This is a genomic window from Desulfobacter sp. (assembly GCA_028768525.1).
GTDB lineage: Bacteria > Desulfobacterota > Desulfobacteria > Desulfobacterales > Desulfobacteraceae > Desulfobacter.
On record CP054837.1, the window covers coordinates 1,451,069 to 1,477,541 of the forward strand.

Below are 26,473 nucleotides of genomic sequence, written 5' to 3' on the forward strand. Positions count from 1 at the left end.
TTTATTCCGTCTGGATGAGATAGATGATCCCAAGGCAGAAAAAAACGATATTTCCCACCCAGGCCGCCACCAGGGGCGGCAGTATCTTGGCATACCCCAGGGACATGCAGAATCCGTAGACAAACCAGTAGAGAAAACAGATGACCACCCCCAGGGCAATGGCCACTGGCAGGTTGGTTTTCACAAAGGAGCGCATGCCTGTAGCGGCCCCTGTCAGGGCCATGATCACACATATGAAGGGAAAGGCCAGCTTACCGTTCATGTCCACCTTATAAGTGGTGGCGTCGTATCCTTCGGCCGTCACCTTTTTTACATAGGAGCGGAGTTCAGAAAAACTCATCTCGTCGGATTTCTGGGCCACCCGTCCCAGGTCTTCGGGTTTGATATCAAGGGTACGCCGGATTTCAGGCAGTGTGGACACCATATAATCGGTGTCGGCAGGATTGTACATCTGGCGGGTCACCCCCTGGAAGACCCATTCCCCGTTGTCGTAATACCCTTTTTTTGCATCTATCCGGGCCTCAATTCTGAATCCCTCCCCCATAGTGGTGCAGGTGATCCCCTCGGCGGTCTGCTGGACCGGATCGTAAAAATTAATATGGACCAGGGTCGACCCGGATTTAATCCATATGTCGTTGCGCCCCTGGGACATCTGTGCCCGCCCTGACATCTCCTGGTACCGGATGTAATTGGCTTTGGCCATGGAGATGGGGATCAGGGTCTCCCCCATCAAAATCATAACGCCGGCAAGCAGGGTGCCGGCAAGCAGGGCGGGCTTCACCAGAAAATAGACGGAGATTCCCGAGGACTTCAGGGCCGTCAGTTCCATATTACGGTTCATAATGCCAAAAGAGGCAATAACGGCCAGAAGCAGGCTGGCCGGTGTCAGCTGGACAAACATGAAGGGCAGTTTGAGAAGCACATACCAGAGCCCCCGGCCCAGGCCGATGCCTGAATTGAAAAAATTGTCCATCCGGGAGAGGTAGTCAATGAAGACAAAGAGCACCAGGATCATCACCTGGATGATGATAAAAAACTTAAAAAACTCTTTCAGCCAGTATCTGTGGAGGCACTTCACGAATTTGTCCTCTTTTTCAATCTCTTTTTCAAGGCTTCCACGCCCCGCCTCACCACCCGGGGCAGTCGCACCGGTTCCTCTTTGGCATTGCGGACCAGCAGGTAGATGCCCGCCGCCCCCATCACCACATTGGGCAGCCACATCCCGATGACCGGGGGATAATGCCCGGTCTCGCCGGCGGACCAGCCCGCGGCCAGCAGGAAATAATAAAGCAGGAAAAAGAAGATGCCCAGACCGAACCCTGAAGACCTTCTCAGGGACATGGACTGGACGCCCAGGGGAAAGGCCAGAAGCCCCAAAGAGAGGCAGGCAAAGGGAATGGAAAATTTTTCATGGAAGACCATCCTGGCCTCGCTGTCCAGGGCCTCGGTTTTAAACCCGGCTCTTATGCGGTGCACCAGTTCGCCCAGGCTCATTTCATCCAGGTCCTTGACCAGTTTTTTGTTGCCCCCCTTTTGCATACTGGCCAAATCGATATTGATGTCGTAATGGCCGAAATTGATGTGGGTGACGGAATTGTCGTCTGCGTTCACCTGGTTGATCCCCCCGTCATAGAGGCGGATGGTATAGACCTCTTCATTGCTCATCCGGATCAGCTTTCCCCGGGGGGCCACGGAGATGGAAATAACCCCCCGTGTCCGCCGGTCTTCAATGAAGACATCGGTCAGCTCCCGGGTTTTCATATCCACATGGGAGACATAAATCATGATATCATTGAGCTGGGAATTGAATTGCCGCTCCTGAAGCGCCGCATCAATACTGGACCTGGCCAGTTCTATACTCTTTTTTTTCAGGGAAAGCTTGCCCCATGAAACCCCGAACACTGTCACCCACATGGTCAGCAGGGTGGCGAGCACCGCAAAGACCAGCACCGGCGGCAGCAACTTGTACAGGGAGACCCCAGCCCCTTTCAGAGCGGTAATTTCATTTTCCCCGGACATGCGCATAAAGGTCAGAAGAACGGAGATCATGGCGGACATGGGAATGGTGAATTCCATGAACCGGGGCAGGGTAAAGCCGATCATCATCAGGATATCCGCCACATTGGTGTCGTAATTGACCACCATATTGGTGATCTCGGGTATCCGGGTCATCAAAAATACAAAGGTCAAAAAAAAGAGACTGATGACAAAAGGCGGCACCAGCTCCATGAAAATATATGTATGCGTACGCTTAATTCCAATCATTGCCTTGGGAAAATACGAATTCATTGCCCGGGTGTCAATGCATACTCTTGTTTTCAATTCTTTTTTTTTCTGGTAATGATGGGTGCCATGAAATGTATCATCGCAGCAAGCGGTCAATTGACACCCACCCGGGAGATCCGGGCCCAGTTCAGCGACGCAGATCTAATCATAGCGGCGGACGGAGGCGCCAGCCATCTGCACCGGATGAAGATCACCCCGGACATCATCATTGGCGACCTGGATTCCATCTCTTCTGACACCCTGGATTTTTTTTCCTCTGCCCGGGTGCCCATAAACACCTACCCCTCGAAAAAAGATCAGACCGATACGGAACTTTGCATCGAATATGCGGCTACCAAGGGATGTACCCAAATCGTATTCCTGGGGGTGACCGGCCACCGGCTGGACCATACCATAGCCAATGTACTCCTCCTCCGCCGCACGGCAGACCTGGGGATTGACGCCCGGATCATGGACGCCCACAACGAAATTTACCTGGTGGTATCGGATCTCACCCTGAAGGGGGTACCCGGGGACCTGCTTTCGGTCATCCCTGTATCGGAAAGGGTCACCGGCCTGACCCTGGAAGGCCTTGAATATCCCTTAAAGAATAAAACACTTGAAATGGGCACCGCCCTGGGGGTGAGTAATTGTTTTACCGGCACCCGGGCGCACATCAGCATTGCATCGGGAGTACTCCTCGTAACAAAGTCCAGGGAGTAGTAAGCGGAGTAATCCGTCAGGATTTTTCCTTTTCTCCATCAGGCTTGCCGTCTTTGCCTTCGGTACCCTCCCCCTCTTCTCCCCCCTCGGGTGTCTCTGTGATGGTATGCTCGATAATGAACTCTTCCACCTTGGCCACAGAGGAGGCCACAATGACATGGTCAATCTTGATTTCTTTGATGAATCCCTCCATATAGGGATTAAGAACATCCATCAGCTTTTTTTTCTGGCTTTTAATTTTCTCAAAATTTTCAACATCCCCGTAGACCAGTGAACTTAAAAAAAGAATAGCCGCATCCCTGGCCTTGGGATGAATGGTGGGCACCACTTGATCCGGCATCAGTTCCTTGAGTGCCAGGCTCATGTTCAGGCAGAGATACCGGTCCCTGGCATTGGAGGAATGTTTATTTAAATTAACCGCAATGGGCTTCATCGGTATGATTGGGGCGGCTTCACCGCTGTCCCCCCCGGCCTTCTGCCCCCCGGTTTTCTTCCACTCTGCCACCCGGCCGTTCTCTTCCTTGAGCACCATCAGGCGGCTTTGCAGGTCTACGATCTCGAAGAAACTGGTATCGTTCTTCTCCCAGACCTCTTCGATATCAGACTCAACCACAGTAAAAATCAGCTGATCGTCCTCCATATGCCAGGACCCGTTTGCACTGCCTTTTGAACTGACAATCTTGGAGGTGGCATCTGCAATACGGACCGAGGAATTCCATGTTCCCTTTGGATTTATGATCAAAAGGACGTATGTCCGGTTTCTGTAATGCGTCCAGTTGCCCAGCACCAGTTCTTCCCGGCTTGGCTCTTTTTCTCCGCAGCCCGTTATTCCGGATACGGCAATGAGAATAAGCATTAGCAAAAAAGAGACCTTGAATGCCTCCCCTGATTTACGCCTGATCTGTCCGTACATGGTATTGTCCTGAGATTATGGGTTTATCCTCATGATAGACAGGCTATCACGGCCGGTGAAACGGGTCAAGGCAGGGTCCGGTACAACGAAACGCCTGCCGGCCTTCATCTCTTAAGTTCGGGGGGAACGGTGAAAAACTTTAGTCAAAGCAAGGCTGTTGAGGGATGGAAAATGAAAAAGGCGTCCGTACACAGAGGGTGTCCAGACGCCTTCTTATTAAATGGCTTAAATTACTTAATCGCCGCAGGAACCGCCTGAGCAACCGCCGCAGCCGCCGCCCTGGCCCAGATCAATATTTGAGTCAAGGTGAAATCCCATTCCGGTGAAATCAATCTTGATTTTTTCGGCTTTTGCCATGAAATCTTTATCAACGACAAACTTAAGCCCTTTAACGTCAAAAGAATCGTCTGTATCTTTAGGCTCATCCAGAGCCATTGCAAGGGACGGGCCACCTCAGCCGCCGGAGTTAAGAAAAATTCTGATAGGGGTGGGTTCCTTCCCCTGGAAATAATCGTCGATCTGCGTTTTAGCAGGATCAGTCAACTCAATCATTGTAACACTCTCCTTAAAATCTAATATTTGGCCATTCAGAGGCCGCCCCCTGAATAGCCTTACGTTAACCACACTTATCGGCCTGTCAATGTCAAGGCCTTGCATTTTTTCCATAAGTATACCATAGTTAGTGACCGACTCAATGCCAAACTTTTACCCAAAACAACACCCGGACCCGACATGAAACTATCTGTTCCCTTTATTCCGGACCCGGACTACGCCGGATTCCTGGCGGCGCGCAGCGAAATGCTGTCATCACTCTATTTTCCCCTGGACACAGCCATTCCCTTTGACGCCCGGGTAAAACTCTGTGGTGTGGCCGACACGGCCCAGGACAGACTAGCCCGGCTTCTGTCCCCCCTGTCCGATGTAAAAAAATATATCCTCATGAACACGCGATTTGTGCCCCCAGAGGTCTACATGGACAAGGGGGGGCTGCGCCGGTTCCTGGACACGCTCTCCCGGCTGGCGCATGCGGTTGGCATTCAGGGCATTGTGGTTTCCGATCTTTACCTGCTCAACGCCCTGGATCGAACCGGCCATGATATCATTCCCCGCCTCGAAGCCGTGCCCGGGGTCAACACCATGCTGGACAGCCCTGAAAAGCTGTTCAGTCACCTGGAAATGATCGGTCAGACCCGGTTTGCCCTGCCCGGCCGCATCATCCCCGACCGGTCCCTGAACCGGAATCCAGACAGGCTGCGGGATATGTACACCCGGGTGAAGGCCGCCTATCCGGATATGTCCATAGAACTGCTGGCCAATGAAGGCTGTATTTACCACTGTCCCTTCAAGCCGGCCCACGACGCCCACATTGCCCTGTCCAACACCGGCCTGGTCCGGGAAGCCACCTGGGAGATGAACCGGACAATGGGCTGCCATGCTTATTTCAGCACCAATCCCCATAAATTTTTAAAATCCCCCTTTATCCGCCCCGAAGACGCCATCCATTACCGGGGCATGGCCGACAGCCTTAAACTCTGCGGCAGAACCATCGGCACCGCCTTTTTGAAACAATGCATCCGGGCCTATTCTGCCCGGTCCTTTAAAGGCAACCTTCTGGCACTTATGGATACGGCCCGGTTCATGGCCGATCGGATCAACATCTCCAACCATGCCCTTGGCCCTAACTTTTTTAAAACGCTGACCACCTGTACAAAAGAGTGCAAACAATGTAGGATATGTGACACCATTTTCGAACAGACCGCTGAAATAAAACCTGTTGGCCTAAAGGCATATGAGGATATCCAATGAAGATACTTGTGACCGGAGGCGCCGGCTATATCGGCAGCCATACCTGTGTAGAACTTCTCAATGAAAACCACGAAGTTGTCGTTCTGGACAACCTGTGCAACAGCTCCCTGGAATCCCTTCGCCGGGTTGAGAGCATCACCGGCAGATCCCTTGAATTCCATGAAATTGATCTTCTGGATCCCCCTGGGATCAAATCCGTCTTCACCACCCACAAGGACATCGACGCCGTCATCCATTTTGCCGGCCTCAAAGCGGTAGGAGAGTCCGTGGAAAAGCCCCTGGCCTATTACAGCAATAATATCACCGGCACACTGAACCTGATCGCGGCCATGGGGGAAGCCGGGGTAAACGCCATTGTCTTTTCCTCCTCGGCCACGGTATACGGCGACCCGGCCAGCCTGCCCATTAAAGAAAAGTTCCCCCTTTCAGTTACCAATCCCTACGGCAGAACCAAGCTGATGATTGAAGATATCCTGACGGACCTTCATGCCTCAGCCCCCCAATGGCATATCTGCCTGCTCCGGTACTTCAACCCTGTGGGCGCCCACCATTCGGGCCTCATCGGAGAAGACCCCAGGGGGCTGCCCAACAATCTGATGCCCTATATCGCCCGGGTGGCAGTGGGGCAGCTGCCAAAGGTCAATGTATTCGGCAACGATTACGACACGCCTGACGGCACAGGGGTAAGGGATTTCATCCATGTCACAGACCTGGCCCGGGGCCATATCTGCAGCCTGCCCAAACTCATGGCCACCCCGGGGGTTCAGATATACAACCTTGGTACCGGACAGGGCTACTCCGTGCTTGAAATGATCCGTGGTTTTGAAAAGGCTTGCGGCCACGATATCCCCTACGAGATAACCCCCAGGCGCCCCGGGGACATTGCAGCATGCTGGGCCGATCCTTCCAGGGCCCAGAAAGAACTGGGCTGGAAGGCCCGCAAAACAATGGAAGACATGTGCCGGGACACCTGGCACTGGCAGCAGAAAAACCCCGAGGGGTATTAAGAAGGGAGAAAAAAATGGCGGATTATATCCAGGAATTAAAGTCGCTGTTAGATGCCCGGAACACCGAGGCCGCAAAAGCGGCCATGAAAGGCATTGAGGAAAGGTCCGACGCCGACCAGCAGGCAGTGATTGAAATGCTGGCCCTGACCAAGGACAAGGATGCCCTGCCCCTGACCTCCTTTCTCATGGAAAAAATCAGCCCCGACCACCCCTTCCACAAAAGGCTCTTTCAGCTGGCCACGGACAGGGCCCATGTCAATTACAGCTTCGCACAGGTACTCCTGAAACATGCTGACGAGGCCCAGCGCATGCAGCTCATACCGCTGCTGAAGCATATCATGACCAAAGAAATAAAAGGAGAAAAGCTCAACCAGCTCATCCGGACCCTGGGCAAGATGAAACTGGCCCCCCTGGTGGATGATCTGGCGGAATTCATCTTCTATGATGAACCTGGCCTGAAGCGGGAAGCCGTAAAAGCCCTGGAACGGATCGGAACGGCGAAAGCCCTGGAACGCCTGGAACAGGTTGCCAAAACAGAAAAATGCGACATGGACATCCTGGATGCCGTGGATGTCCTCAGGGACAGTCTTGCATCCTCAGAAGAGACTGCCCCGGAACCGGAACAGGCAACCGCCTCCCCCGCCACACCGGCAGCCCCGGTACAGGAATCCGCCCCCACGCTCAGGGCACTCACCGCCCCCGGCCTTTTGGAACGGGCAGCCGCCTGTGAGTATTACTCTGACCGGGGCGACCAGGTGGCCCAGCTCCTTCACGAAAATCTGGACACCCCTGACCACGACCTTCTGATCAACCTGCTCAGGCTTGCGGCAAGAACCATTCCCAGGGGCGCCTTGGGGGACCTTCTCACCCTTTCAGGGCAACGGGATCTGGACAACTCGGTAAAGTTCTCAGTATACACGGCCCTCTCCCGATTTCCGGAAATTGAGTCCGCCGCCGCCATCCTCAACGGGATAACAGACCCGGTCATGTACATCCGCACGGCCGCCGTAAAACTCCTTGACCGGCACTGCTCGGATTATGTCACAGCGGAAATCAAGCAGAAAATCGAATCCGGCACCAAAACCGGGGAAACCCTGGGGATGACCATACTGGATGCCAAAGCCACCCGCCTCATCGACGCCCTGATGGATTCCGACACCTTTTCCTATATCAGTTCCAACTACCTGGAACGGAACGCGCCGGCCCAGGTCATTGACGCCTATATTGAGGTGCTTGAAAAAAGAGGCAGAAGGTCCACCGTAAAAAAATACACCCGCCTCAGATCCGAAAGAGCCGGGCAGAAAGCGCCCTGGATCGCAGTGATTTACCCGGACGCAGCGGCGCTGGATGTATATGCCAAACTCATCCACGGATGCGGATTCCAGGCCCGGACCTTTACCACCTCCTTTGATGCCTTTGAGTTTATCATGGCCGAAAAACCGGTGGCCGTGGTCTGCGACCTCTTCATCGGGCAGCTCACGGTCCTGGACATGGCCCGGGAAATCCGGGAACTCTATTCTCCTGAAGAAGTTCCCGTCATTGCCTCCTCCCTGCAAAAACACCTGGACCCCGTACTTTTGGAACAGCAGTTCACCGAAGCCGGCGTCAACGCTTTCTGCCCCTTCCCGGCCAAACCCAGCCAAATTAAATCCTGGGCCGGCACCAGGTGAACCAGAGACAAAAAACCGGACGTCCCCTGGCCATCGGCGCCCGGTTGAAAGCCTGCCCAGGCATCCGCACCATTGGATTCAGACCCAATTTCAGGGATTACAGCCCGGCGGAGCGGAAGCAAATCATGGCCGCTGAAAAAATTTACTACCCGACGGCCTTTTATGCGGACCTTTTCAATGCCATGGGCAAGCCCACATTTCCCAGTTTCCACACCTATAAATTCGCCCAGGATAAAATAAGGCAGACCGCTGCTTTCAATATGCTGGGCATCCCCCATCCCCGTACCCAGATCTTTTACGGTCCCAAACAAAAAAAACAGATTCTTAGTTATTTCAGCTTTCCCTTTGTGGCCAAAATTGGCAGGGGATCGGCCAGGGGCAACGGGGTTTTCCTCATTAAAACCCAGGAGGACCTGGATACATACCTCTCACGCAAAGGCCCGGCCTATATCCAGGAATACCTGCCCATTGAAAGGGATATGCGCCTGGTGGTCATTGGCAGAGCAGTCCGCCTGGCCTTCTGGCGCACCGCAGCCCCAGCGGAATTCAGAACCAATGTCTCCCAGGGTGCCGGCATCAGTTTCGATCCCCTGCCCCCGGCGGTGAACGACCTGGCCCTGTCCACGGCCGCCAAATGCGGGTGGGACGATGTGGGCCTGGATATTGCCGAAGTCAACGGCAGGTATTATGTGCTGGAGGGAAACATGAAATACGGCACAAAGGGCTTCCAACAGGCGGGAATCAATTACAAGGAACTGGTGGCAGACCTTATCTGCAGGGGAGAACTCTAATGGATGCCGGCATCGGCATCATCCTCTTCCCATTCCTCAAGGTAGGCGGCAATTGCGGCGGACTTTGAGTTGCCCCGGGGTTCGAGCAAAAGATACCCCATTCTGTCCATCTGCCGGCCGATGAGGCTGAAAAAGGCCTTTTCCACATCCTCTTTCTCATCTTCACCGCCCATGGCCGCCGCCTCATCGCTTACCGAACGGGTCAGATGCCCTTCGGGCACGAATGCATCACAGACTATCGGGTTCCACGCTTCTGGGAAATGGTTGATTTTCCAGGCACAGATCTCCTCCGGACGCAGGATATTTTTTTTATCCGGGTTAAAAGGCGCCCGGACAAAGGCCATCTTTGATTTCCCGAACCCCATGAGTTCCTTGAGCACCTCTGTTTTATCGTTGCCGAATATCCACTCCTCGGGCGCCAGAAGCACCGGGGGATATTCATTGCTGGTCAGGGCATACCTGAAAGGGCCCTTTTCTTTCCAGAATGATTTAAAATCTTTGGCATTGGGAAGGATCTCTCTTATACAGGCCATTGGTCTCTCTCAAAATATTTGGGTCTATTCATTACTCAGTCGGCCCTGAATATAATTCACATGCCGCCCCTTGTTCAAGACAATAATTTTTCCGGGCCGGTAAAAAGGCATTTACATGAATATGGCTTTTAAATTGGCCCAGAGCACCTTCAGGGGAAACTGCCAGGGAATCTTTGTTTCTGCGGTAATCCGGTTGGAGTCCAGAATTTCAAGGCGGATTTCCCGGGTTCTGGACGGGATTCCGCCGTCCGGTGATACCGACTCTATCACGGCAAAGTACCGCTCTCCAGGGCGAAATGGCTTTAAGGGCGACAGCCCGTCCAGGGTCAGGGAATTGGTGCTGCACCTGAACACATGGGGATAACGCTTTGATGTCGTCCCCATTCGGACCACATAGTCCAGACGCTCATCACCGGCCCACCTAAGGGTCAGACGCCCCCGGTCAATGGCCGCTTCATATTCCGCCGGGACCCCGGGAGCCACGGCCGCATCAGTTGCGTCTTTCCTGTGGCGCAAGCTGAACACCACACCGGGGCTGGCAAAGGCCTTGAGATCCCTCTTGAGTTTTTCCGGCATCCTGTCCCCGCTGAATCCGCCAAGCATCATTGAAAATCTTGTTGTTTTTCCATTAAAGGTGGGGGCCGCACTATGGTATTGCTCCCCTGAAATCAGGGAGGCCTCGTGGCCCTGGCCGTTTCCCCAGGTGGGTCTGCGGTTCTGGCTGCCGTGGTAGGTGCCCAGGGGATTGATGGACACGGAACGGCCGCCGTCACTATCAACCCTCACCCTGGCCGGGGCTCCGGCAAAATTGGCCGCCACCCCGGGGTCAAAGCTTATGGCCAGCCCCTTGTCCTTTGCAAAAATCCCTGCGTACCCCGCCGTAATATGGTTGTTCACATTGTCCAGGGCCAGATTTTCAGGAGAATAGCGGTGGTAATCCAGGTCGTAGGCCGTGTCTTCATCCATGAAATTATTCTTATAGATCCGGACCGGGGAATCCTGCCCGACAGCGCCGTCCAGGCGGATTTCCATGGGGGCGGTCTCCTGCCATCCCAGGTCCGCATCCCTGGCAATGCCGGGCAGGTCCGATTTGATCCGGTCCGCCTTTATGGTGGCCGGATATCTGACTTCCCCGTCCACAAACAGATAGGGCAGATCCCCCACCAGCCCCATGGAATAGGCGGTATGCCCTCCGGCTATGGTGTGATTGCCGGGCCCCGGCCATTTTCCGGCCATCCCAAGGGCGGCCCAGCCGGCGCCGTTCCCGCCAACGGCACAGATTTCCATGGGCCCGGGCCGGAATTCTTCTTCCCGGTATTTCAGGTAGGCCCCCATCCCCCCGGGCCCGACCAGGGATTCTCCCTGCCGCCTCAGGTATTTCAGCCGGCCCCGGCTGTCAAACACCGCCTCAACCGCCTTGTTTTTCAACACCGCTCCGTCGGTAAAGGAGACGGCGACAGGCCCATCTTTTACCGGCCCAGGGAGCGGAACCGGGCAAAGGAAATAAAACCCGTCCGGGACAGGCCGCGGACCTGAAACATAAAACCGGCGGACGCCCTCCGCCTCCAAGCCGGGTACGGGCACCAGGGGATAGGTCTGGCCCTGCTCTCCCAGTAGCCGGTAGCCGGTCCCGCCCCCCAGCCCCGGTACCGACAGGAACCGGCTGTGGCACCGCCCGCCGGTACCCGGGTTGATCACCATGAGGGTGTCAGCCACCTTGAGGCCCCGGGGGAGTTTGGGCCTGGTCCTCCGGGCCAGCTTCCGCTGAACAGCCAGGTCCAGCACCTGCCTGATCTGGCTGCCCACCTTGTCCAACCGGCTCAGAATCTTTTCCATGGCTGCCTCCCGCTGGGGGGCGACAAAGGGGGTGCCCATACCGAAATGGGTGGTGGACAATGCCTGCAAACGAAGCCTGAAGGCTTCGTCCAGCAGCGGCCGGATTTGGTCGGCCAATGCCCTGCTTTTGAACAGGTTAACCACCTTTGAGGCGGTCCGGTGCATGCGCCGGGCAGCCATTATCCTTGTCCAGAACGCCGTGGACTCCCATTTTTCCGACCAGGAATTATACCCGTCAAAACTGCCGTCGGCGGTGTCCTGCTGAAACGTCACCCTGCCGGCCGGGCCGTGTTCCGCCAGATATGCTTTAAGGGTGGTAAAACGGACAAAGGTTTTATTATCCACTTCCCGGATCAGCCCTTCCAGCCCCCGGGTGTTGGGCAGCCGGTTCAACGGCCATGTCAGCCGGTCCGCACCGGTCCAGTATTCGGAATCCGCATCGAAATTGATGAACACCAGCACATCCCTTTTAATTTCTCCTTTTCGCTGCATTTTATGCAGCGCCTCCACCCATTCGCCCAGACTGACATTTTCCACCAGATCCCCGATATTATAAGTGGGAACCACCAGGATTTCCTCGGATGTGGCATCATTTTTATACTCCAGGGGATTATGGGCTTCATCCCGGCTCAGGGGCCTTGAAAAGAGGCGAAAGGTATCAAAAGGAGTGGCGCTGTAGTAAAGGGCCACCGCCTCTATTCCGGCCTGGCGGTACACATTGAAATCTCCGGGGGTGGTCATCATCTCCTGGGGCCTGACAACGGGGGTATACCTGCCGAAAAGGTCCTGTACCCCGCTGCCCCAGGGGTTGGATATGGCCCATTGAACGGCCCGGGTAAGTTCCCGGCGGGTCATGGCCGATGCCAGCCCGTTGTTGTATGACATGAGGAGGATTTCGTCCCGGCCGGACTCAATCCGCCGCCGGATATCCCGGATAATATCGGGGGCGTACAACGGCAGGATGTTTTCCAGGGAAAAATGATTGTCAAACTCCCAACTTCCCCTGACCGGGACGCCCCTGTCATTAAACCGGTCCAGGGTTTCTATGATATGGCGAATAATCCGTATATCCCGGCCGAAACCGTTTTCGTCATTGGTATCCCCCCTAAAGGAATGATAGAGGTTGCCGTGGAATCCCAGGGCAATATAAACCTTGCGGTTCCAGTGCACTTCCTGCCGGGCGCCCAGCCCCGGACCGGGAAACGCCCAGAGGGATCCCAGGAAAAGCCCCGCAATTACAGGGACCAGAACTGTATTTTTCATATTCCTTGTCCGGTGTTGTTTATCCGATTTTTCTGTCCCAGAAAAAATACAATATTCAATGTACTTTAACAACGGCCCCTGATATAATTTTTTAACTAAACATGCTCTTCAGTCATACACGGCCCAAATGCAGCCCGGTATCCGCTTTCCCATTGTCAGGACGGTTCATTATTTGCATGGGAATAACTATCAAACCAATAAGTTAAAAGGAGCCCCCCATGGACCCGCACTCCGATAAACGCCAATATGAACGCCACGAATGCGATAACCCGGTTTATATTTACAGATACGAAAACCTTGACCGGCATTACGATGGCGAAATGTACAATTACAGCAGCGGTGGCCATTACCTGACCGCGGATGAGGAAATGGAAATCGGCCAGCAGGTCTACATCAGGATAAAAAACTACGACAAGGCCGGCAAGGGGCCTGAAAAATACGAAAACTATACCGGTTATGTCAAATGGTCCAATGACCTGGGCACCTCATCACCCGGCGGACAATACGGATACGGCATTGAATATGCCGAACCGATTTATTATTAGCCCCCCTCCCCCCGGCTGCACTTTTTTTTCATTATCCGGATGCCGGGGGAAATTATTTAGTAAATTTCGCACATATTTTTCACATTATTTCGTCAATTATCCCGGCACCCCAAAATTATCCCCTGGGAAGGCCATTGCGCCTTGACTTTGCGCCCATATTTGGTAGACCTTTACCATTAACGTAATTACCTGATTCCATTTTTGTTTATATCAACCGGCGGGCCAAGCCGCCCGGACGATTTCTTCAGGGGCAGTAACGCCGCAGGCCGGTACAACTCATGGGGGGAACTATGTTTCGCAAATACATCCTGATCGTATTTATCCTGTTCTGCACAGCCATCTACGGCAGTGCATCGGCCGTGGACATGGGGATAATCACCGGCAGCAAAAAAGGCACCTATTTTCAGTTCGGCCTGAACCTGATGGAAATCGGACAAAAATACGGATACCACATCCACGTATACAATTCCCGGGGCTCCGTGGAAAACGTATATGCTGTATATAAACGCCCTAAAACCCAGATGGGTATTGTCCAGTCCGATGTGCTGGCATTTGTGCTCAAGGTGAAATCCAATAAAGTGCTTAAGCGCATCGCAAAAAAAACAAAAATGGTATTCCCCTTGTACAACGAAGAGATCCACCTGCTGGGCAAGACAGATGTAAGCTCATTCGACGATCTGGAAAACAGGCGGGTGGCCGTGGGAAAGGAGGGCTCCGGCACCTATCTCACCTCCAGGCTCCTTTTTGAAGTGTCGGGCATCAAACCGGCAGAAATAGTGGCCGTGGGCACGGACAAGGCCCTGGCCATGCTCAAGGAAGGTACCATCGACGCCATGTTCTATGTGGCCGGGTTTCCTGTCGCCCTGTTTTCAGAACATGTCACGGCCCAGGACGGACTGCACATCGTCCCCATCGGCAACAAAAGCATCACTGAATTTTACCCTGCAGCCACGATTCCTGCAGGGACCTACCCCTGGCAGGCAGAGGAGGTGGCCACCGTGGCGGTGAAGGCGGTGCTCGTCTCCTTTGACTTCAGGCGGAACAATTGCGACTACGTGGGAGGGTTTGCCAGCATCGTCTACGACAACCTGGACTGGCTCAAAGAAAACGGCCATCCCAAATGGAAAAGTGTGGACCTGGACTATCCGCTCAAAGGGTGGGAACAATACGACTGCGTCAAAAAATACCGCAGGCCCGCCGTTCCCGGGGAAGAAGATCCGCCCATGGAAAAGAACCCGCTCCTGGATGCCATAAAGGAAATCCTCTGATCCGGCCGCACCGGAGCGGATTTTAAGGGGGTAAAAAGAGGCCGCCCATGTACCGCAGCCATTTCAATCTGGAGAAAAAACCTTTCCAGCTCAGTTCGGACAACAGCTTTCTCTGGCTGGGGAAGGCCCATGCCGGGGCCCTGGAGTTGTTGAAGCGGGGTATGGACGGCCCCAGCCGGCTGCTGGTCCTCACCGGCGACATCGGCACCGGCAAAACCACCCTGCTCCATGAACTGATTGAGTCCGTATCCGAGAAGACCGCCCTTGCCCATATAACAGATCCCAGCCTGGAGCTTCACTACCTATTCCTTGCCATTGCCCAGGGACTGGGATTTGGGATTCTTTACCAGGAGGGCGAAAAATTTGCCCCGGTACTGGGGGCCTTTTTAGCGCGCAAACGCCAAAAAGGGGAAAAATGCCTCATTATCATTGATGAGGCGCACCTGATTCCGGACAGATTTCTGTCCCTTCTTCTTTCCTGGTCCAAATCCGCACCGGACAATACCCTCACCCTCATCCTTGCCGGCCAGCTGGAATTCCACACCGTCCTCACCAAGGCCCTGGGCAGGGACTGGAAAGACCAGGTGGATGTCCATGCCATGCTCTCCTCCCTGGATGAAAATGAGACCCGGGACTACATCCACCGCCGCCTTGAACTGGCCGGGGCAAAGGACCGGATTTTCCTCCCCCCGGCAATCCGCCAGGTACACCAGTTTTCCAAGGGGATCCCCCGGCGCATCAACATCGCCTGCGACCAATCCATGATAGCGGCATACGCAAAGGATATGCACACCGTGGATGTCCAGACCTTCCAGGAGGCTGTGGGCATTCTCAAACTGCCTGAAACCCCCAAACCCATTATCCGGCCCAAACCGGCGGGCGGTGTCACCGCCCCATCCCCCCAGATTGCCGCACAGCCCCGCCGGCCTGCCAAAGCACTGGCCGGACTGGCCGCTGCCATCATCCTGGCCAGTGTTGCCTATACCTTTTACCCCCAGCCGGTTTCGGCCCCAATTCAAATTCCCCCTGACAGAATGGAAGACCCGGCATCAACCGATGAGTCTCCCCATTCAAAAACGGCGATGCTGTCAGAAACGCTAATGCCGCCGGAACAGGCAGTCCGGGATGAATCCCCTCCTCCCGATCCCCGGGAAATTGAAGAGATGCCGTCCATCCCGCCGGTGATGTCCGGCCCTTCCCGGGAACACCGGACCTCGCCCCCCCATGACCTGGCAGCCACCCAACCGGAAACACGCCGGCCGGAAGAATTCCAGGCCGAACCCTACGAGCCGCCGGAACCGGAAAAACGGCCCTCGCCACCGATTGCCCCCCCCGCAGCAGAGGCGGACGAACCGTCAAATATGGATAAATTTATCAAAGAGGTCTTCATGATCAAGGAATCTTCTTCCATCTCTGAATCACCAGGAGCATTTCCCCAGACACAGGCCCAAAAAGCACCGAAGCCCAAACATCCTGAACCCGAGCAGGTATCTGCCGCTGACGAATCGCCCGGAATACCGAAACCCGAAACAGCCCCTCCACCGCCCTCCCAGCCGGATCCGGACGCCATCATAGACTGGCTCATTCGAAAAAAAGGACGCTAACCGCCCTTTCCTGGCAGACGCTCAGTATTAAACCCGGCCCTGAGCGGGAAGGGATCGACCCTAAATTTCCGCGGTCGTCCTGACCGCGAAAAAGCGTTCGGCCCGGCCTTTTGCCGTCCATGGCAGTCCGGTCCTCAACGCCGGTTACGCCCCCTCCCCGCCCAAGGCCTGGACACCGTGGTTAGGCGACCTCATCGCCCGATTCTGACACCGAAACTTTATCTGCTCAGCCTTTTTTCCGCATTGACTTGCCTTGTTTTTTCTGTTAACCATACCAACTCATGAAGGTTAACGAAACAGATGATAATAAAAGCCGTATTCTTGAACTCCTTTTCCGTGCAGGGGGAAAAACCCTCTCCGGGGTAAAGATTTCCGATGCCACCGGCATCTCCAGGGTGGCGGTGTGGAAACACATCAAGGCCCTCAAAGCATCCGGGGTGGACATAGAGGCGCGGCCCAAGGGATATGTATTGGCCGACCCCGGTGACCTGCTCCACCCCTTTTGCTTCCAAAAGGATCTGGGAACAAAGATCTTTCATTTTCCAGAAGTGGAAACCACCATGGACACGGCCAAGGCTCTGGCCCGGGAAGGCGCCTCCCATCTCAGCTGCTGCGTAGCCGAGCGCCAGACCCGGGGACGGGGAAGGCTGAACAGGGAATGGCATTCCCACCGGGGGGGGCTGTGGTTCACCCTCATCCTTAAACCGGATATCCCCCCGCCAATGGCCTATATTTACAATTTTGCCGCCTCCCTCTGTCTCTCCCGGACCATCAACCGGCTTTTCGGACTGGATACCCGGGTGAAGTGGCCCAATGACCTTCTCCTTGGGGGGAAAAAGCTATGCGGACTGCTCTCGGAGATGGAGACCCGGGCCGATATGGTAAATTTTCTGGCCATCGGCATGGGCATCAACGTGAACAATGACCCGGCCCATCCGGACTTTTCAGCCACCTCCATCAAAAATGAACTGGGACGCCCCGTTTCACGCCGAATGGTTCTTGAAGAATTTTTAAAGGATTTTTCCGTCCAGACACGGCACCCGGATATCCATGTCATCATGGACCTGTGGCGGAAACAGACATCCACCATCGGTACCCGGGTCCGGGTGGAGACCTTGAACCGGATCCATAACGGAAAGGCTGTCGGCGTGGATGACGGCGGCAGCCTCATCATTGAGACAGAGACAGGCCAAACCGAAACCATCATTTACGGCGATTGCTTTCACAATTAAACCCAAAATAGAGAAAAGAGTGATATGACCCAGACCAGAATGACCGTATACACAGCGCTTTTTGTGGCCCTCATCGCCTGCGGGGCATTTATTTCAATCCCCATCGGTCCGGTGCCCATTGTCCTGCAGAACATGTTCGTCCTGCTGGCAGGACTCATACTGGGCCCGGTATGGGGCCTGGGGTGCATCGGGGCCTACCTGCTCATCGGCCTGGCCGGGCTGCCCGTCTTTGCCGGAGGCACGGCGGGAATGGGGAAATTATTCGGCCCCACCGGCGGATACCTGCTGGGATACCTGCCCGCCGTTTATGCCACCGGCCTCATCTCAAAATCAATGCATCAGCGCCCGGCCGGTGACATTATAGCGCTCATCACGGGTTCCCTCATCGTATACGCGGCCGGCGTCCCATGGCTGAAATACGCCTTTTCCATGGACTGGCCCAAGGCCCTGGCCGCCGGCATGTATCCCTTTCTTTTAGGCGACGCCCTGAAGGTGGCCGCTGCCGCCTTTATCGCCGTAAAAATCCGACCCATGATCCGGCCGGCAACTCCCTAGGTTTTGCCATGTCCACACCCATCCTTGAAATCACCGGCCTCTCCCATTGCTACGGCAGTCTGCGGGGCGGGATAAGCAACATCAACCTGGCTGTGAATCACGGGGAATACCTGATTCTGGCCGGGCCCAACGGCTCGGGCAAAACCACCCTGATCCGGCACATGAACGGCCTGCTCAAACCGGACAAAGGGGAAATCCGCCTCGCTGGAAAGAATATTTTCAAAAACCTGGCCCACACCCGTAAAACCATCGGCATGGTTTTCCAGGATGCCGATACCCAGATCGTGGGGGAAACGGTTTTTGATGAAGCCGCCTTTGGCCCTGAAAACCTTGGAATGGACAGAAAAACCATAGACGAGCGGGTGGGCTGTATCCTGGAAAGCTTCGACCTGGACCGGTTCCGCGACCGTCATCCCGCCTCCCTTTCCGGCGGAGAAAAAAGAAAGCTCACCATTGCCGGCATTCTGGTCATGGATCCTGAAATCATCATTTTCGACGAGCCCTTTGCCAATCTGGACTATCCGGCGGTCCTGGACCTGGCCCGGATCATCCGGGGACTGAACCGGACGGGCAAAACCATTATCATGGCCACCCACGACCTGGACCAGGTCCTTGGGGACGCCCACCGGTTGATGATCATGGACAACGGGGAAACAGCCGCCCTGGGAGCGGCCGACGCACTGGCCCCGGAACTGGGCCGATACGGGCTCAAGCCCCTGTGCACCTGCGGCAGGTAAAACCGATGCCCGCGCTCTTTGAATTTAAATCCGGACGAACCCTGGTCCACAACCTGGATCCCAGGTGCAAGTTCATTATCCTCTGCATTCTGGGCGCGGGCCTGGCATCGGCGTCATGGCTATCCTGCACCCTGATTCTCGCCCCACTGCTCCTGATGATCCGACGGCTGGGCACCGGGCCGGTGTCACTGGCCTGGGAGTTGAGAACCTTTATCCTCTTTTTGTCCCTTATTATCCTGGTCAGGTCCCTGGCCACCCCGGGAACGCCGTTCTTTTCCCTCTTCGGCCACCCGCTTTCCTTCCAGGGCGCCGCCCAAGGCGGCCTGGTGGCCCTGCGTTTTTTCACGGTCATGGCCCTGGGGCTCGTTTTTTCAGCCACCACCAAGCCCTCGGAGCTGAAAGCCGCGGTGCAATGGTTCCTCAAACCCGTCCCGTTCATCCCTGAAAAACGGGCGGGCATGGTCATCGGCCTTTCGTTGCGGTTTCTTCCCATGATTTTCAGCCAGGCACGGGAATCCGGCCAGGCCATTGCGGCCAGATGCGGGGGCAGCAGGAAAAACCCGGTCAAACGGATCTCCATCCTCTCCCTTGCCCTGCTGTCCAAAACGTTCAGACAGGCCGACAGTGTGAGCCTGGCCATGGAAGCCCGGGCCTACACCGAAGAGCGGACAGATCCCCAATTTGGTTCCAGCGGCAGGGAGATACCCGCCATTCTTCTGGCTGCAGCCGCCGCCGTACTATTCTTTTTCATCTGATCCCCTTTATCCGCCTTTAAATTATCATTTGGTTATCCTTGAATTTCAGGTTGAACCGTCCTGGGTTTTAGGGTAGAATTCGTCGTACAATAAGTTGCCATTACTTTTTTGAATCGCAACTATTAAATAATACACAACATCCCGGAAAGGAGGAGATATGACAAAATTCAACGATCCCCTCACCGGACCGTCCATGTTCGACCTGAGGGGAAAGCAGTCGGTCAGGGCCACCTTCAAGCTCTCCCAGAAGGCGATCGATTCCATCGGCCTGGTGGCCGTACATATGGGAATAAAACAGAAATCCCTGTTTGACCATATTATCGAGGATTATGCAGCCCTGGATCAGCTGGCCCGGACCATCCGGGTCCGGCAGTTTAAAAAAATCCCCAGGAAACAGAAGACCTTTGTGCTCAGCCGAAAAACCATAGAGGCGCTGACGGCCATCTCGGACACCTATAACATGCCCCGAGATGCCCTGGTGGAGTATTCCATCAAAAAACTGGAATCCGTTATCCAGTCCGAAAAAATAAGGCACGGTGAACGCAAAAAACTGGCCGCTGAAATGGAAAATGAATTTAAGCACACCCTGGCCCTTTACCGGAAGTCCGCCGAAACCCTCGGGGCGGACGACCCCTTCTGCCGCCGCCTGGAAAAGGTGGTGGACGCCATGGGAAAAACCCGCCGGGACGTGGACGAGTTCCTGGAGAAAAGCAAAGTACTTGAAGATTTTTAGGAGGAGACATTGATTGATGTTCAGAATCTGACCAAGTATTACAACGACTTTTGCGCGGTGGACGGTATCAGCCTGACCATCCAGCCCGGAGAAATACTTGGCCTGCTCGGTCCCAACGGGGCCGGAAAGACAACGACCTTAAGAATGCTCACAGGCTATTACCCCCCCACATCGGGCCGTATCCGGGTCAAGGATCTGGAAATGCCGCAGGATACCCTGAAAATAAAATCCCTGATGGGGTACCTGCCGGAATCCGCGCCCCTCTACCACAATATGCTGGTCTATGACTATATGGATTATGTGGCCCGGCTCAAGGGCCTCACCGATCCGGCCCGGAAAGATGAACGGTTCAGGGAGCTTGCCAAACTCTGCGGCCTGACCGGCATCATGGCCAAACCCATCGGCACCCTGTCCAAGGGACTGAAGCAGCGGGTGGGCCTGGCCCATGCCATGATGACCGATCCGGAAATCCTCATCCTGGATGAGCCCACCTCGGGCCTGGACCCCAACCAGATCGCAGAAATCCGGGATATCATCCGGTCCATAGGCAAGGAAAAAACCATTATCTTTTCCACCCATATCCTCTCGGAGGCCGAGGCCACCTGCGACCGCATCGCCATCATCAACAAAGGCAAAAAGGTGGCCGACGACAGCACTGCCAACCTCAAGCAGAGTGCCCGCCAGGCCGGGTTCATCAAGCTCACCCTCCAAGGAACCGACGAACGAAGCGCCATGGAACGGCTGGGCAACCTCGCCCAGGGCATAGAGGTCCGGCCCGTGGAAGGCGCCCCTCCGGGCAAAGAGGTCTCCTTTGAAATCAAAACCCCGGGGCACAAGGACATTCGGTCCGAAATCTACCTGAGCATCAAGGAGACCGACTGGATCATCACCGAATTGTCCAGGGAATCCCAGGCACTCGAACAAATCTTCCAGGAACTCACACAGGAGGACGCCGCGGCATGACACCCATTAAAACCATTGCCTTAAAGGAATTCAGGGACTATTTTGTCTCCCCCATCGCCTATATTGTGATCTCGCTGTTTCTCATTGTCAGCGGATGGTTTTTCTTTTCCACCTTTTTCATCTTCGGCCGGGCGGACCTCAGGGACTTTTTCTCCCTGCTGCCCATGACCTTTTCCTTCTTTATCCCGGCCATTACCATGCGGCTATTTGCCGAAGAAAAAAATGTCGGGTCCTATGAGACCCTGCTGACCATGCCGGTCTCCTTTACCCACATCGCCCTGGGTAAATTTCTGGCCGCCACGGCATTTGCCGGCGCCATGCTGCTGCCCACCCTCTCCTATCCGCTGTTCATCTCCACCATCGGGTCCGTGGATCCGGGGCCGGTGATCGGCGGATACCTGGGGGCCGTACTCCTGGCCGCAGCCTATTGCAGCATGGGCATTTTTGCCTCCTCCCTCACCCGGAACCAGATCGTGGCCTTTATCATCGGCTGCGCGCTGTGCTTTACCCTGACCATTCTGGACCGGATGCTGTTCTTCATTCCGGAAAAACTGGTTCCTGTGGTGGAATACATTGGTGCCAACGCCCATTTCATGAACATCTCCAAGGGCATCATCGACTCCAGGGATATCCTTTACTTCGCCTCTGTGGTCTTTGTCTTCATCTTCTCAACCTATATTGCCATGAAAGAAAAGAATTAAGGAGTTACCATGGGTAAGCTTTCCCTTAAAGAACATTATATAAAATTCATCCTATACCTGGCGGTGATCGTCCTGGTGAATATAGCGGGACTCACCCTGTTTTTCAGGGCCGACCTCACGGCCAACCGGATCTACTCCCTGTCCGACGCCAGCCGCCAGGCAGTCTCCACCCTGTCCGAGCCCCTGAACATCAAGGTGTTTTTCTCCAAAAACCTGCCCGCCCCCCACAACAATACCGAACGGTATTTGCGTGACCTTCTGGCCGAGTATGCGGCCCGGGCCGGCCGGTATTTCAACTTTACCTTTTACAATGTCTCCCAGGAGGGTGATATTGCATCCCAGGCGGACAAAAACCGGGAAATGGCCCGGGACTACGGGATCCAGCCCGTCCAGATCCGGGTGATGGAAAACGATGAGATCAAATTCAAAAATGCCTACATGGGGCTGGTCATCCTCCACGGAGACCTCATTGAAAAGATCCCGGCCATCACCTCGGTGAACGGTCTGGAATACCAGCTTACCACGGCCATCCAGAAGCTGAATAACAAGGTATCGGCCCTGCTCCGCCAAACGGACAAGATACAGGTCACCATGTACCTTTCCTCGGGCCTCAATGCCATTGCCCCCCTCATCGGGCTGCCGGAACTGCCCGGCCTGGGACGGGCCGTGGAAGAGACCGTTGCAGGCATGAATAAAAAAAGCCTGGGCATATTCGAATTCAAGCACGTGGATATCGACACCAAAGCCCAGATGGAAACAATCGCCAAAAAATACGATCTCATGGCCATGTCCTGGCCGGAAGTCAAAGAAACAAATATCCCAGCCGGGAACGGCACCGCCGGCCTGGTGATTGAGTACAAAGGCGAAGCCACGGCCCTGCCGCTGATCTCCGCCGTTGAACTGCCCATCATCGGTACCACCTACCAGATGGCCGATCCCATGATGCTGGAAGAAGAACTGCAGGCGGTGATGGAAAAAATGATCGGCATCAACAAGGACATCGGCTACCTTTCCGACCACGGGGTCCCCTCCCTGCTCCCCGACCGCATGGCCATGATGCAGGGGCGCCCCAGCAACAGCCTCAGCGCATTCAACCAGCTCCTGGGCGCCCGGTATAATATCAAGCAAATCCCCCTAAAGGAGGACAGAATCCCCGAAGGGCTCAACTGCCTGGTCATTGCCAAGCCCACCGAACCATTTTCCGACTATGAACTCTTCCAGATCGACCAGGCCCTGATGAAGGGAACCAATATCGCCGTCTTTGCCGATGCATTCAAGGAAGAAAACAGGGGCGGCGGCATGATGGGCATGCCCCCGGCCTTCACCCCCATCGACACCGGCCTTGAAAAGCTTCTGGCCCACTACGGGGTTAAAATTGAGCCCTCCTATGTGCTGGACAAAAGCGCCTACAAGCACCAGCTGCCACAGTCCCAGGGCGGGGGGGAACAAAGCATCTATTTTGCCCCCATGCTCAAGGAAAAAAGCATCAACACCGCCCCGGCCTTCATGAAGAACATCAAGGGGCTGGTGGCCATGCAGATCTCCCCGGTGACACTGGTTGAAGAGAATATCAACACAGACAAGGTGCGGACCGTAAAACTGCTCAGTTCCTCTGACCAGTCCTGGCTCATGACCGACAACATCAACCTGAACCCCATGTTCATTACCCCGCCCTCAGCCGAGGGCGACTACGCCGCCCAGGACCTAGCCTATATCCTGGAAGGGGAATTCACCTCCTACTTCAAGGATAAACCCGTCCCCCAAAAAGAAACCGGGGAAAAGGATATCACGGCAGAAGACGAGGCGGCCGGCCCGAAAAATGAAAAACCGGCGGCCAGGACCCTGGCCGGCATGAAGGCGGAAAACCGGGTGCTCAAGACCTCGGTTCCGGCCAGGATCTTCGTTCTGGGCTGCGCCCAGGTGCTCCACGACAACATGCTGGATCCGGAAGGGCGGACCACCAACGCCACCTTCCTGCTCAACCTCATCGACCACCTCAACGGCGAAGACAGCATTGCCGCCATGCGCAGTAAACAGCAGACCCTGAACCCCATCGCGGAGACCGATCCCCTGGCCAAGGGCGTGATCAAGGCCTTCAACATCGCCGGCCTTCCGGTGCTTGTGGTGCTGTTTGGCCTGGTGGTCCTGTTCCGCAGGAACCTGAAAAAGAAACGCATCGCCCAATTATATAAGGTATAAGAACCGCACGGATAAACAGATATTGTATATTAAGGTGTATTTAGGAAACTGCCATGAAAAAAGAATATATTATTCTGATCGCCCTGATCATCGGACTGGGCGCCTACCTGGGACTGAAAAAAGACGACCGTGTCCACTATGAGCTGCCGGTGCCGCCCGTAGTGGATGCAGATAAAATCGACCGGCTGGAAATAAAAAAAGATAAATTCACCATTGTCCTCAATAAGGGGGATAAAGGCTGGACCCTTACGGAGAAAAAATTCCCAGCGGACAAGTCCGCTGTGGACAACATGCTGGACACCGTTAAAGGGCTGAAGCTTTCGGCTCTGGTTTCCGAGGCGTCGGACCTGATCCGTTACGAACTGGATCCCCCCAATGCCGTTCAGGTCAAGGCCTTTGAAGGCCAGGATGAAAAACGGGCCTTCACCGTGGGAAAAACCGCCCCCAGCTTCAACCACACCTTTATTATGCTGGCGGGGGACAAACGGATCTTCCAGGCTGACAAAAGCTTCAGGAACTATTTTGACAAATCCGTGGACGACCTCAGGGACAAACTGGTCTTTGAGATCAAAACAGAGACCATCAAAAAAATAACCATGGAAAAAGAAGGGAAGTCCACAACCCTGACAAGGGTCACCCAGGCCGAAGATAAGAAAAAGGGCGACGACAGGGCCGATATCTGGCAGTCAGGGGACGGTACAGAGGCGGACCTGACTGCCGTATCCGACCTGATCTCCTCCCTTTCCCGCCTGGAATGCAGTGCATTTCTGCCCCAGGGGGGTGCACAGGGCCTGGGAAAAGAAACGGTCCTGTGCAAAATAATGCTTGAAAATGATCAGGTTCTCAGTTTAAATCTGTTCAAGCAGGACGGGAAGGAGACGATGGCAGGTACGGCGTCATCCACCCCCTACGCCTTCTCCCTGGCCTCATATAAAGCCGATGACATTGTATCCTACGTGGACAAGCTGCTTGGAATTGAGAAAAAAGAAGATAGCGGATCTGATAAAGAGTGAGCATCCTGCTGAAAATTGCATATCAGCCCTATAAGTGGCTCATCGCGGTTCCCTTCGTGATTTTAACCACCCTGGTTCTGGGCAGCATATGCATAGTCGTGGGATTTTTTTTCAGCCAGGATGCTGCAGACATCCTGGCGGTGACCTGGTCCAGGCTCTGCTGCGCCGCAGGGCCCGTCCGGGTCAGGATCCGGGGCAGAAAAAACTACAGCCGGTTTAAATCCTATGTGGTGGTGGCCAACCACCAGAGCATGGCGGACATTCCAGCCATCCATGGGTTCATCGGCCTGAAGATCAAATGGGTGATGAAACAGGAATTAAGAAAGATTCCCGTTTTCGGCACGGCCTGCGAGCAGTTGGGATGTATCTATGTGGACCGCTCCGACCACGATTCGGCCGTCAGGTCCATTGAAGCGGCAAAGGAGAAGATGTCCCAAAAGGCCTCGGCCCTGTTCTTTGCCGAAGGGACCCGGAGCCGGAACGGCGAGGTCATGCCCTTTAAAAAAGGGGCCTTCCGATTCGCCATGGAAACCGGGGTGCCGGTTTTGCCGGTAACCATCCGGAACTCCATCGATATTCTGCCACCGGATACACTGGATTTGACCCCGGGCACCCTGGATATTGTGGTACACCGTCCGGTCCATCTCAGCCCCCACCATGAGGAAGAGTTGGACCAGATCATCGAACAGACGCGTCAGACCATAGCCGCGGCCATATAGGCGCAGAATGACCTCCCCATGGCGTGGGGGAGAGATCCAAAGGAATAAGCAAACGAGGTGAGCCAGATGACAACCGATCCCCGGCAGCCAGACATCCTGGTCATGGATGACGAAGAACATATCCGCAATATCACCAAAAAGATGCTTGAAAAATTCGGCTACCATGTCAGCCTCACGGCCGACGGCAGCGAGGCCGTCCATGAATACCGCAGCGCCCTTGACCGGAGCGCTCCCTATGCCCTGGTTATCCTGGACCTCACCATCCCCAACGGCATGGGCGGTGAGGAGGCGGCCCGCAAAATCCTGGACATGGACCCCCAAGCCAGGCTGGTGGTTTCCTCGGGCTACCTGGATGACCCGGTGATGGCCGACTACCCGTCCTACGGACTCAAGGGGGCAATCCCCAAACCTTACCGTCTCAACGACTTGAAGGAGATGGTGGCCAACCTGGTTTCCTGATCCGGCACAGGCACCTCCCCCCTCCTCCACCTCCCCTCCACTCCACTTTTCGCCCCCCAGTTCAGCAGTGTATTTTTTGCGCTTTCACGCCCTGCCCCCGGGGGCGGACGCCATCCCCCCACAATCCCCCACCCCATCTTCCACCTTGCACCACAAAAGCCTACAATTCTGTATACCCCATTC

General features: G+C 55.0%; 25 protein-coding genes. 19 read left to right on the plus strand and 6 right to left on the minus strand.

Annotated features, from left to right (window positions below; genetic code table 11):
• Nucleotide 1: 1 nt before the first annotated feature.
• Complete coding sequence (lptG, locus tag HUN04_06670; GenBank protein WDP89422.1) at nucleotides 2–1,078, minus strand: LPS export ABC transporter permease LptG; 1,077 nt, start codon at nucleotides 1,076–1,078, stop codon at nucleotides 2–4.
• The gene (lptF, locus tag HUN04_06675; protein ID WDP93187.1) at nucleotides 1,075–2,265 is read right to left on the minus strand and encodes an LPS export ABC transporter permease LptF; all 1,191 of its coding nucleotides are present in this window, start codon (nucleotides 2,263–2,265) and stop codon (nucleotides 1,075–1,077) included. Before lptF ends, lptG begins: the two co-directional genes overlap by 4 nt.
• Before the next feature lie 87 nt (nucleotides 2,266–2,352).
• Between lptF and HUN04_06680 the strand changes: the two genes are divergently transcribed.
• A complete protein-coding gene (locus tag HUN04_06680) occupies nucleotides 2,353–2,988 on the plus strand; it encodes a thiamine diphosphokinase (protein ID WDP89423.1) in 636 nt (211 codons plus the stop codon).
• A gap of 16 nt (nucleotides 2,989–3,004) precedes the next feature.
• Here the strand turns inward: HUN04_06680 and HUN04_06685 are convergent, their stop codons facing one another.
• Together HUN04_06685 and HUN04_06690 are read right to left on the minus strand one after the other, a co-directional pair.
• Nucleotides 3,005–3,838, minus strand: coding sequence for a flagellar basal body-associated FliL family protein (locus tag HUN04_06685; GenBank protein ID WDP93188.1), 834 nt, complete (start codon nucleotides 3,836–3,838; stop codon nucleotides 3,005–3,007).
• A 297-nt stretch (nucleotides 3,839–4,135) separates the two neighbouring features.
• Entirely contained in the window at nucleotides 4,136–4,336 is a 201-nt protein-coding gene (locus HUN04_06690) for a hypothetical protein (GenBank protein WDP89424.1), read from the minus strand.
• Nucleotides 4,337–4,633: 297 nt separating this feature from the next.
• Here HUN04_06690 and HUN04_06695 point away from each other — a divergent pair, with 297 nt between their 5' ends.
• Genes HUN04_06695 through HUN04_06710 form a run of 4 tightly spaced genes read left to right on the plus strand, consistent with a single transcriptional unit; the run spans nucleotide 4,634 to nucleotide 9,175 of the window.
• A complete protein-coding gene (locus HUN04_06695; GenBank protein ID WDP89425.1) occupies nucleotides 4,634–5,707 on the plus strand; it encodes a hypothetical protein in 1,074 nt (357 codons plus the stop codon).
• Entirely contained in the window at nucleotides 5,704–6,714 is a 1,011-nt protein-coding gene (galE, locus tag HUN04_06700) for a UDP-glucose 4-epimerase GalE (protein ID WDP89426.1), read from the plus strand. The genes HUN04_06695 and galE overlap by 4 nt, the downstream gene beginning before the upstream one ends.
• A gap of 14 nt (nucleotides 6,715–6,728) precedes the next feature.
• Complete coding sequence (locus HUN04_06705; protein WDP89427.1) at nucleotides 6,729–8,384, plus strand: hypothetical protein; 1,656 nt, start codon at nucleotides 6,729–6,731, stop codon at nucleotides 8,382–8,384.
• Nucleotides 8,381–9,175: a RimK family alpha-L-glutamate ligase gene (locus HUN04_06710; protein WDP89428.1), complete on the plus strand. Its 795-nt coding sequence runs from the start codon at nucleotides 8,381–8,383 to the stop codon at nucleotides 9,173–9,175. Before HUN04_06705 ends, HUN04_06710 begins: the two co-directional genes overlap by 4 nt.
• Here HUN04_06710 and HUN04_06715 read toward each other — a convergent pair.
• Both HUN04_06715 and HUN04_06720 read right to left on the minus strand, forming a co-directional pair.
• Nucleotides 9,172–9,708 (minus strand): hypothetical protein, encoded by a 537-nt coding sequence (locus tag HUN04_06715; protein ID WDP89429.1) that lies wholly within the window; start codon nucleotides 9,706–9,708, stop codon nucleotides 9,172–9,174. The genes HUN04_06710 and HUN04_06715 overlap by 4 nt on opposite strands.
• Before the next feature lie 111 nt (nucleotides 9,709–9,819).
• Complete coding sequence (locus tag HUN04_06720) at nucleotides 9,820–12,807, minus strand: hypothetical protein (GenBank protein ID WDP89430.1); 2,988 nt, start codon at nucleotides 12,805–12,807, stop codon at nucleotides 9,820–9,822.
• Nucleotides 12,808–13,025: 218 nt separating this feature from the next.
• On the opposite strand from HUN04_06720, the gene HUN04_06725 reads away from it, so the two are divergent.
• From HUN04_06725 to HUN04_06790, 14 genes are all read left to right on the plus strand, one after another.
• Nucleotides 13,026–13,352 carry a PilZ domain-containing protein gene (locus HUN04_06725; GenBank protein WDP89431.1) on the plus strand — a complete coding sequence of 109 codons (327 nt, stop codon included), beginning with the start codon at nucleotides 13,026–13,028 and terminating at the stop codon, nucleotides 13,350–13,352.
• Nucleotides 13,353–13,642: 290 nt separating this feature from the next.
• Complete coding sequence (locus HUN04_06730; GenBank protein ID WDP89432.1) at nucleotides 13,643–14,620, plus strand: TAXI family TRAP transporter solute-binding subunit; 978 nt, start codon at nucleotides 13,643–13,645, stop codon at nucleotides 14,618–14,620.
• 47 nt (nucleotides 14,621–14,667) lie between these two features.
• A complete protein-coding gene (locus tag HUN04_06735) occupies nucleotides 14,668–16,224 on the plus strand; it encodes an AAA family ATPase (GenBank protein ID WDP89433.1) in 1,557 nt (518 codons plus the stop codon).
• A 281-nt stretch (nucleotides 16,225–16,505) separates the two neighbouring features.
• The gene (locus HUN04_06740) at nucleotides 16,506–17,456 is read left to right on the plus strand and encodes a biotin--[acetyl-CoA-carboxylase] ligase (GenBank protein ID WDP89434.1); all 951 of its coding nucleotides are present in this window, start codon (nucleotides 16,506–16,508) and stop codon (nucleotides 17,454–17,456) included.
• Nucleotides 17,457–17,480: 24 nt separating this feature from the next.
• Complete coding sequence (locus HUN04_06745) at nucleotides 17,481–18,011, plus strand: biotin transporter BioY (protein ID WDP89435.1); 531 nt, start codon at nucleotides 17,481–17,483, stop codon at nucleotides 18,009–18,011.
• 8 nt (nucleotides 18,012–18,019) lie between these two features.
• Entirely contained in the window at nucleotides 18,020–18,748 is a 729-nt protein-coding gene (locus HUN04_06750; GenBank protein WDP89436.1) for an ABC transporter ATP-binding protein, read from the plus strand.
• Nucleotides 18,749–18,753: 5 nt separating this feature from the next.
• Nucleotides 18,754–19,503, plus strand: a complete 750-nt coding sequence (locus HUN04_06755; protein WDP89437.1) for an energy-coupling factor transporter transmembrane protein EcfT — start codon at nucleotides 18,754–18,756, stop codon at nucleotides 19,501–19,503.
• Nucleotides 19,504–19,660: 157 nt separating this feature from the next.
• Nucleotides 19,661–20,236, plus strand: a complete 576-nt coding sequence (locus HUN04_06760; GenBank protein WDP89438.1) for a hypothetical protein — start codon at nucleotides 19,661–19,663, stop codon at nucleotides 20,234–20,236.
• Between the two features lie 9 nt (nucleotides 20,237–20,245).
• Nucleotides 20,246–21,199 (plus strand): ATP-binding cassette domain-containing protein, encoded by a 954-nt coding sequence (locus tag HUN04_06765; GenBank protein WDP89439.1) that lies wholly within the window; start codon nucleotides 20,246–20,248, stop codon nucleotides 21,197–21,199.
• Nucleotides 21,196–21,900: an ABC transporter gene (locus HUN04_06770; GenBank protein WDP89440.1), complete on the plus strand. Its 705-nt coding sequence runs from the start codon at nucleotides 21,196–21,198 to the stop codon at nucleotides 21,898–21,900. Before HUN04_06765 ends, HUN04_06770 begins: the two co-directional genes overlap by 4 nt.
• Nucleotides 21,901–21,909: 9 nt before the next feature.
• Entirely contained in the window at nucleotides 21,910–24,099 is a 2,190-nt protein-coding gene (locus HUN04_06775; GenBank protein ID WDP89441.1) for a Gldg family protein, read from the plus strand.
• Nucleotides 24,100–24,152: 53 nt separating this feature from the next.
• On the plus strand, nucleotides 24,153–25,112 hold the full coding sequence (locus tag HUN04_06780) for a DUF4340 domain-containing protein (GenBank protein ID WDP89442.1): 960 nt from the start codon (nucleotides 24,153–24,155) through the stop codon (nucleotides 25,110–25,112).
• Nucleotides 25,109–25,831 (plus strand): 1-acyl-sn-glycerol-3-phosphate acyltransferase, encoded by a 723-nt coding sequence (locus HUN04_06785; protein ID WDP89443.1) that lies wholly within the window; start codon nucleotides 25,109–25,111, stop codon nucleotides 25,829–25,831. The genes HUN04_06780 and HUN04_06785 overlap by 4 nt, the downstream gene beginning before the upstream one ends.
• A 66-nt stretch (nucleotides 25,832–25,897) precedes the next feature.
• A complete protein-coding gene (locus tag HUN04_06790; GenBank protein WDP89444.1) occupies nucleotides 25,898–26,290 on the plus strand; it encodes a response regulator in 393 nt (130 codons plus the stop codon).
• The last annotated feature ends 183 nt before the right edge of the window (nucleotides 26,291–26,473 follow it).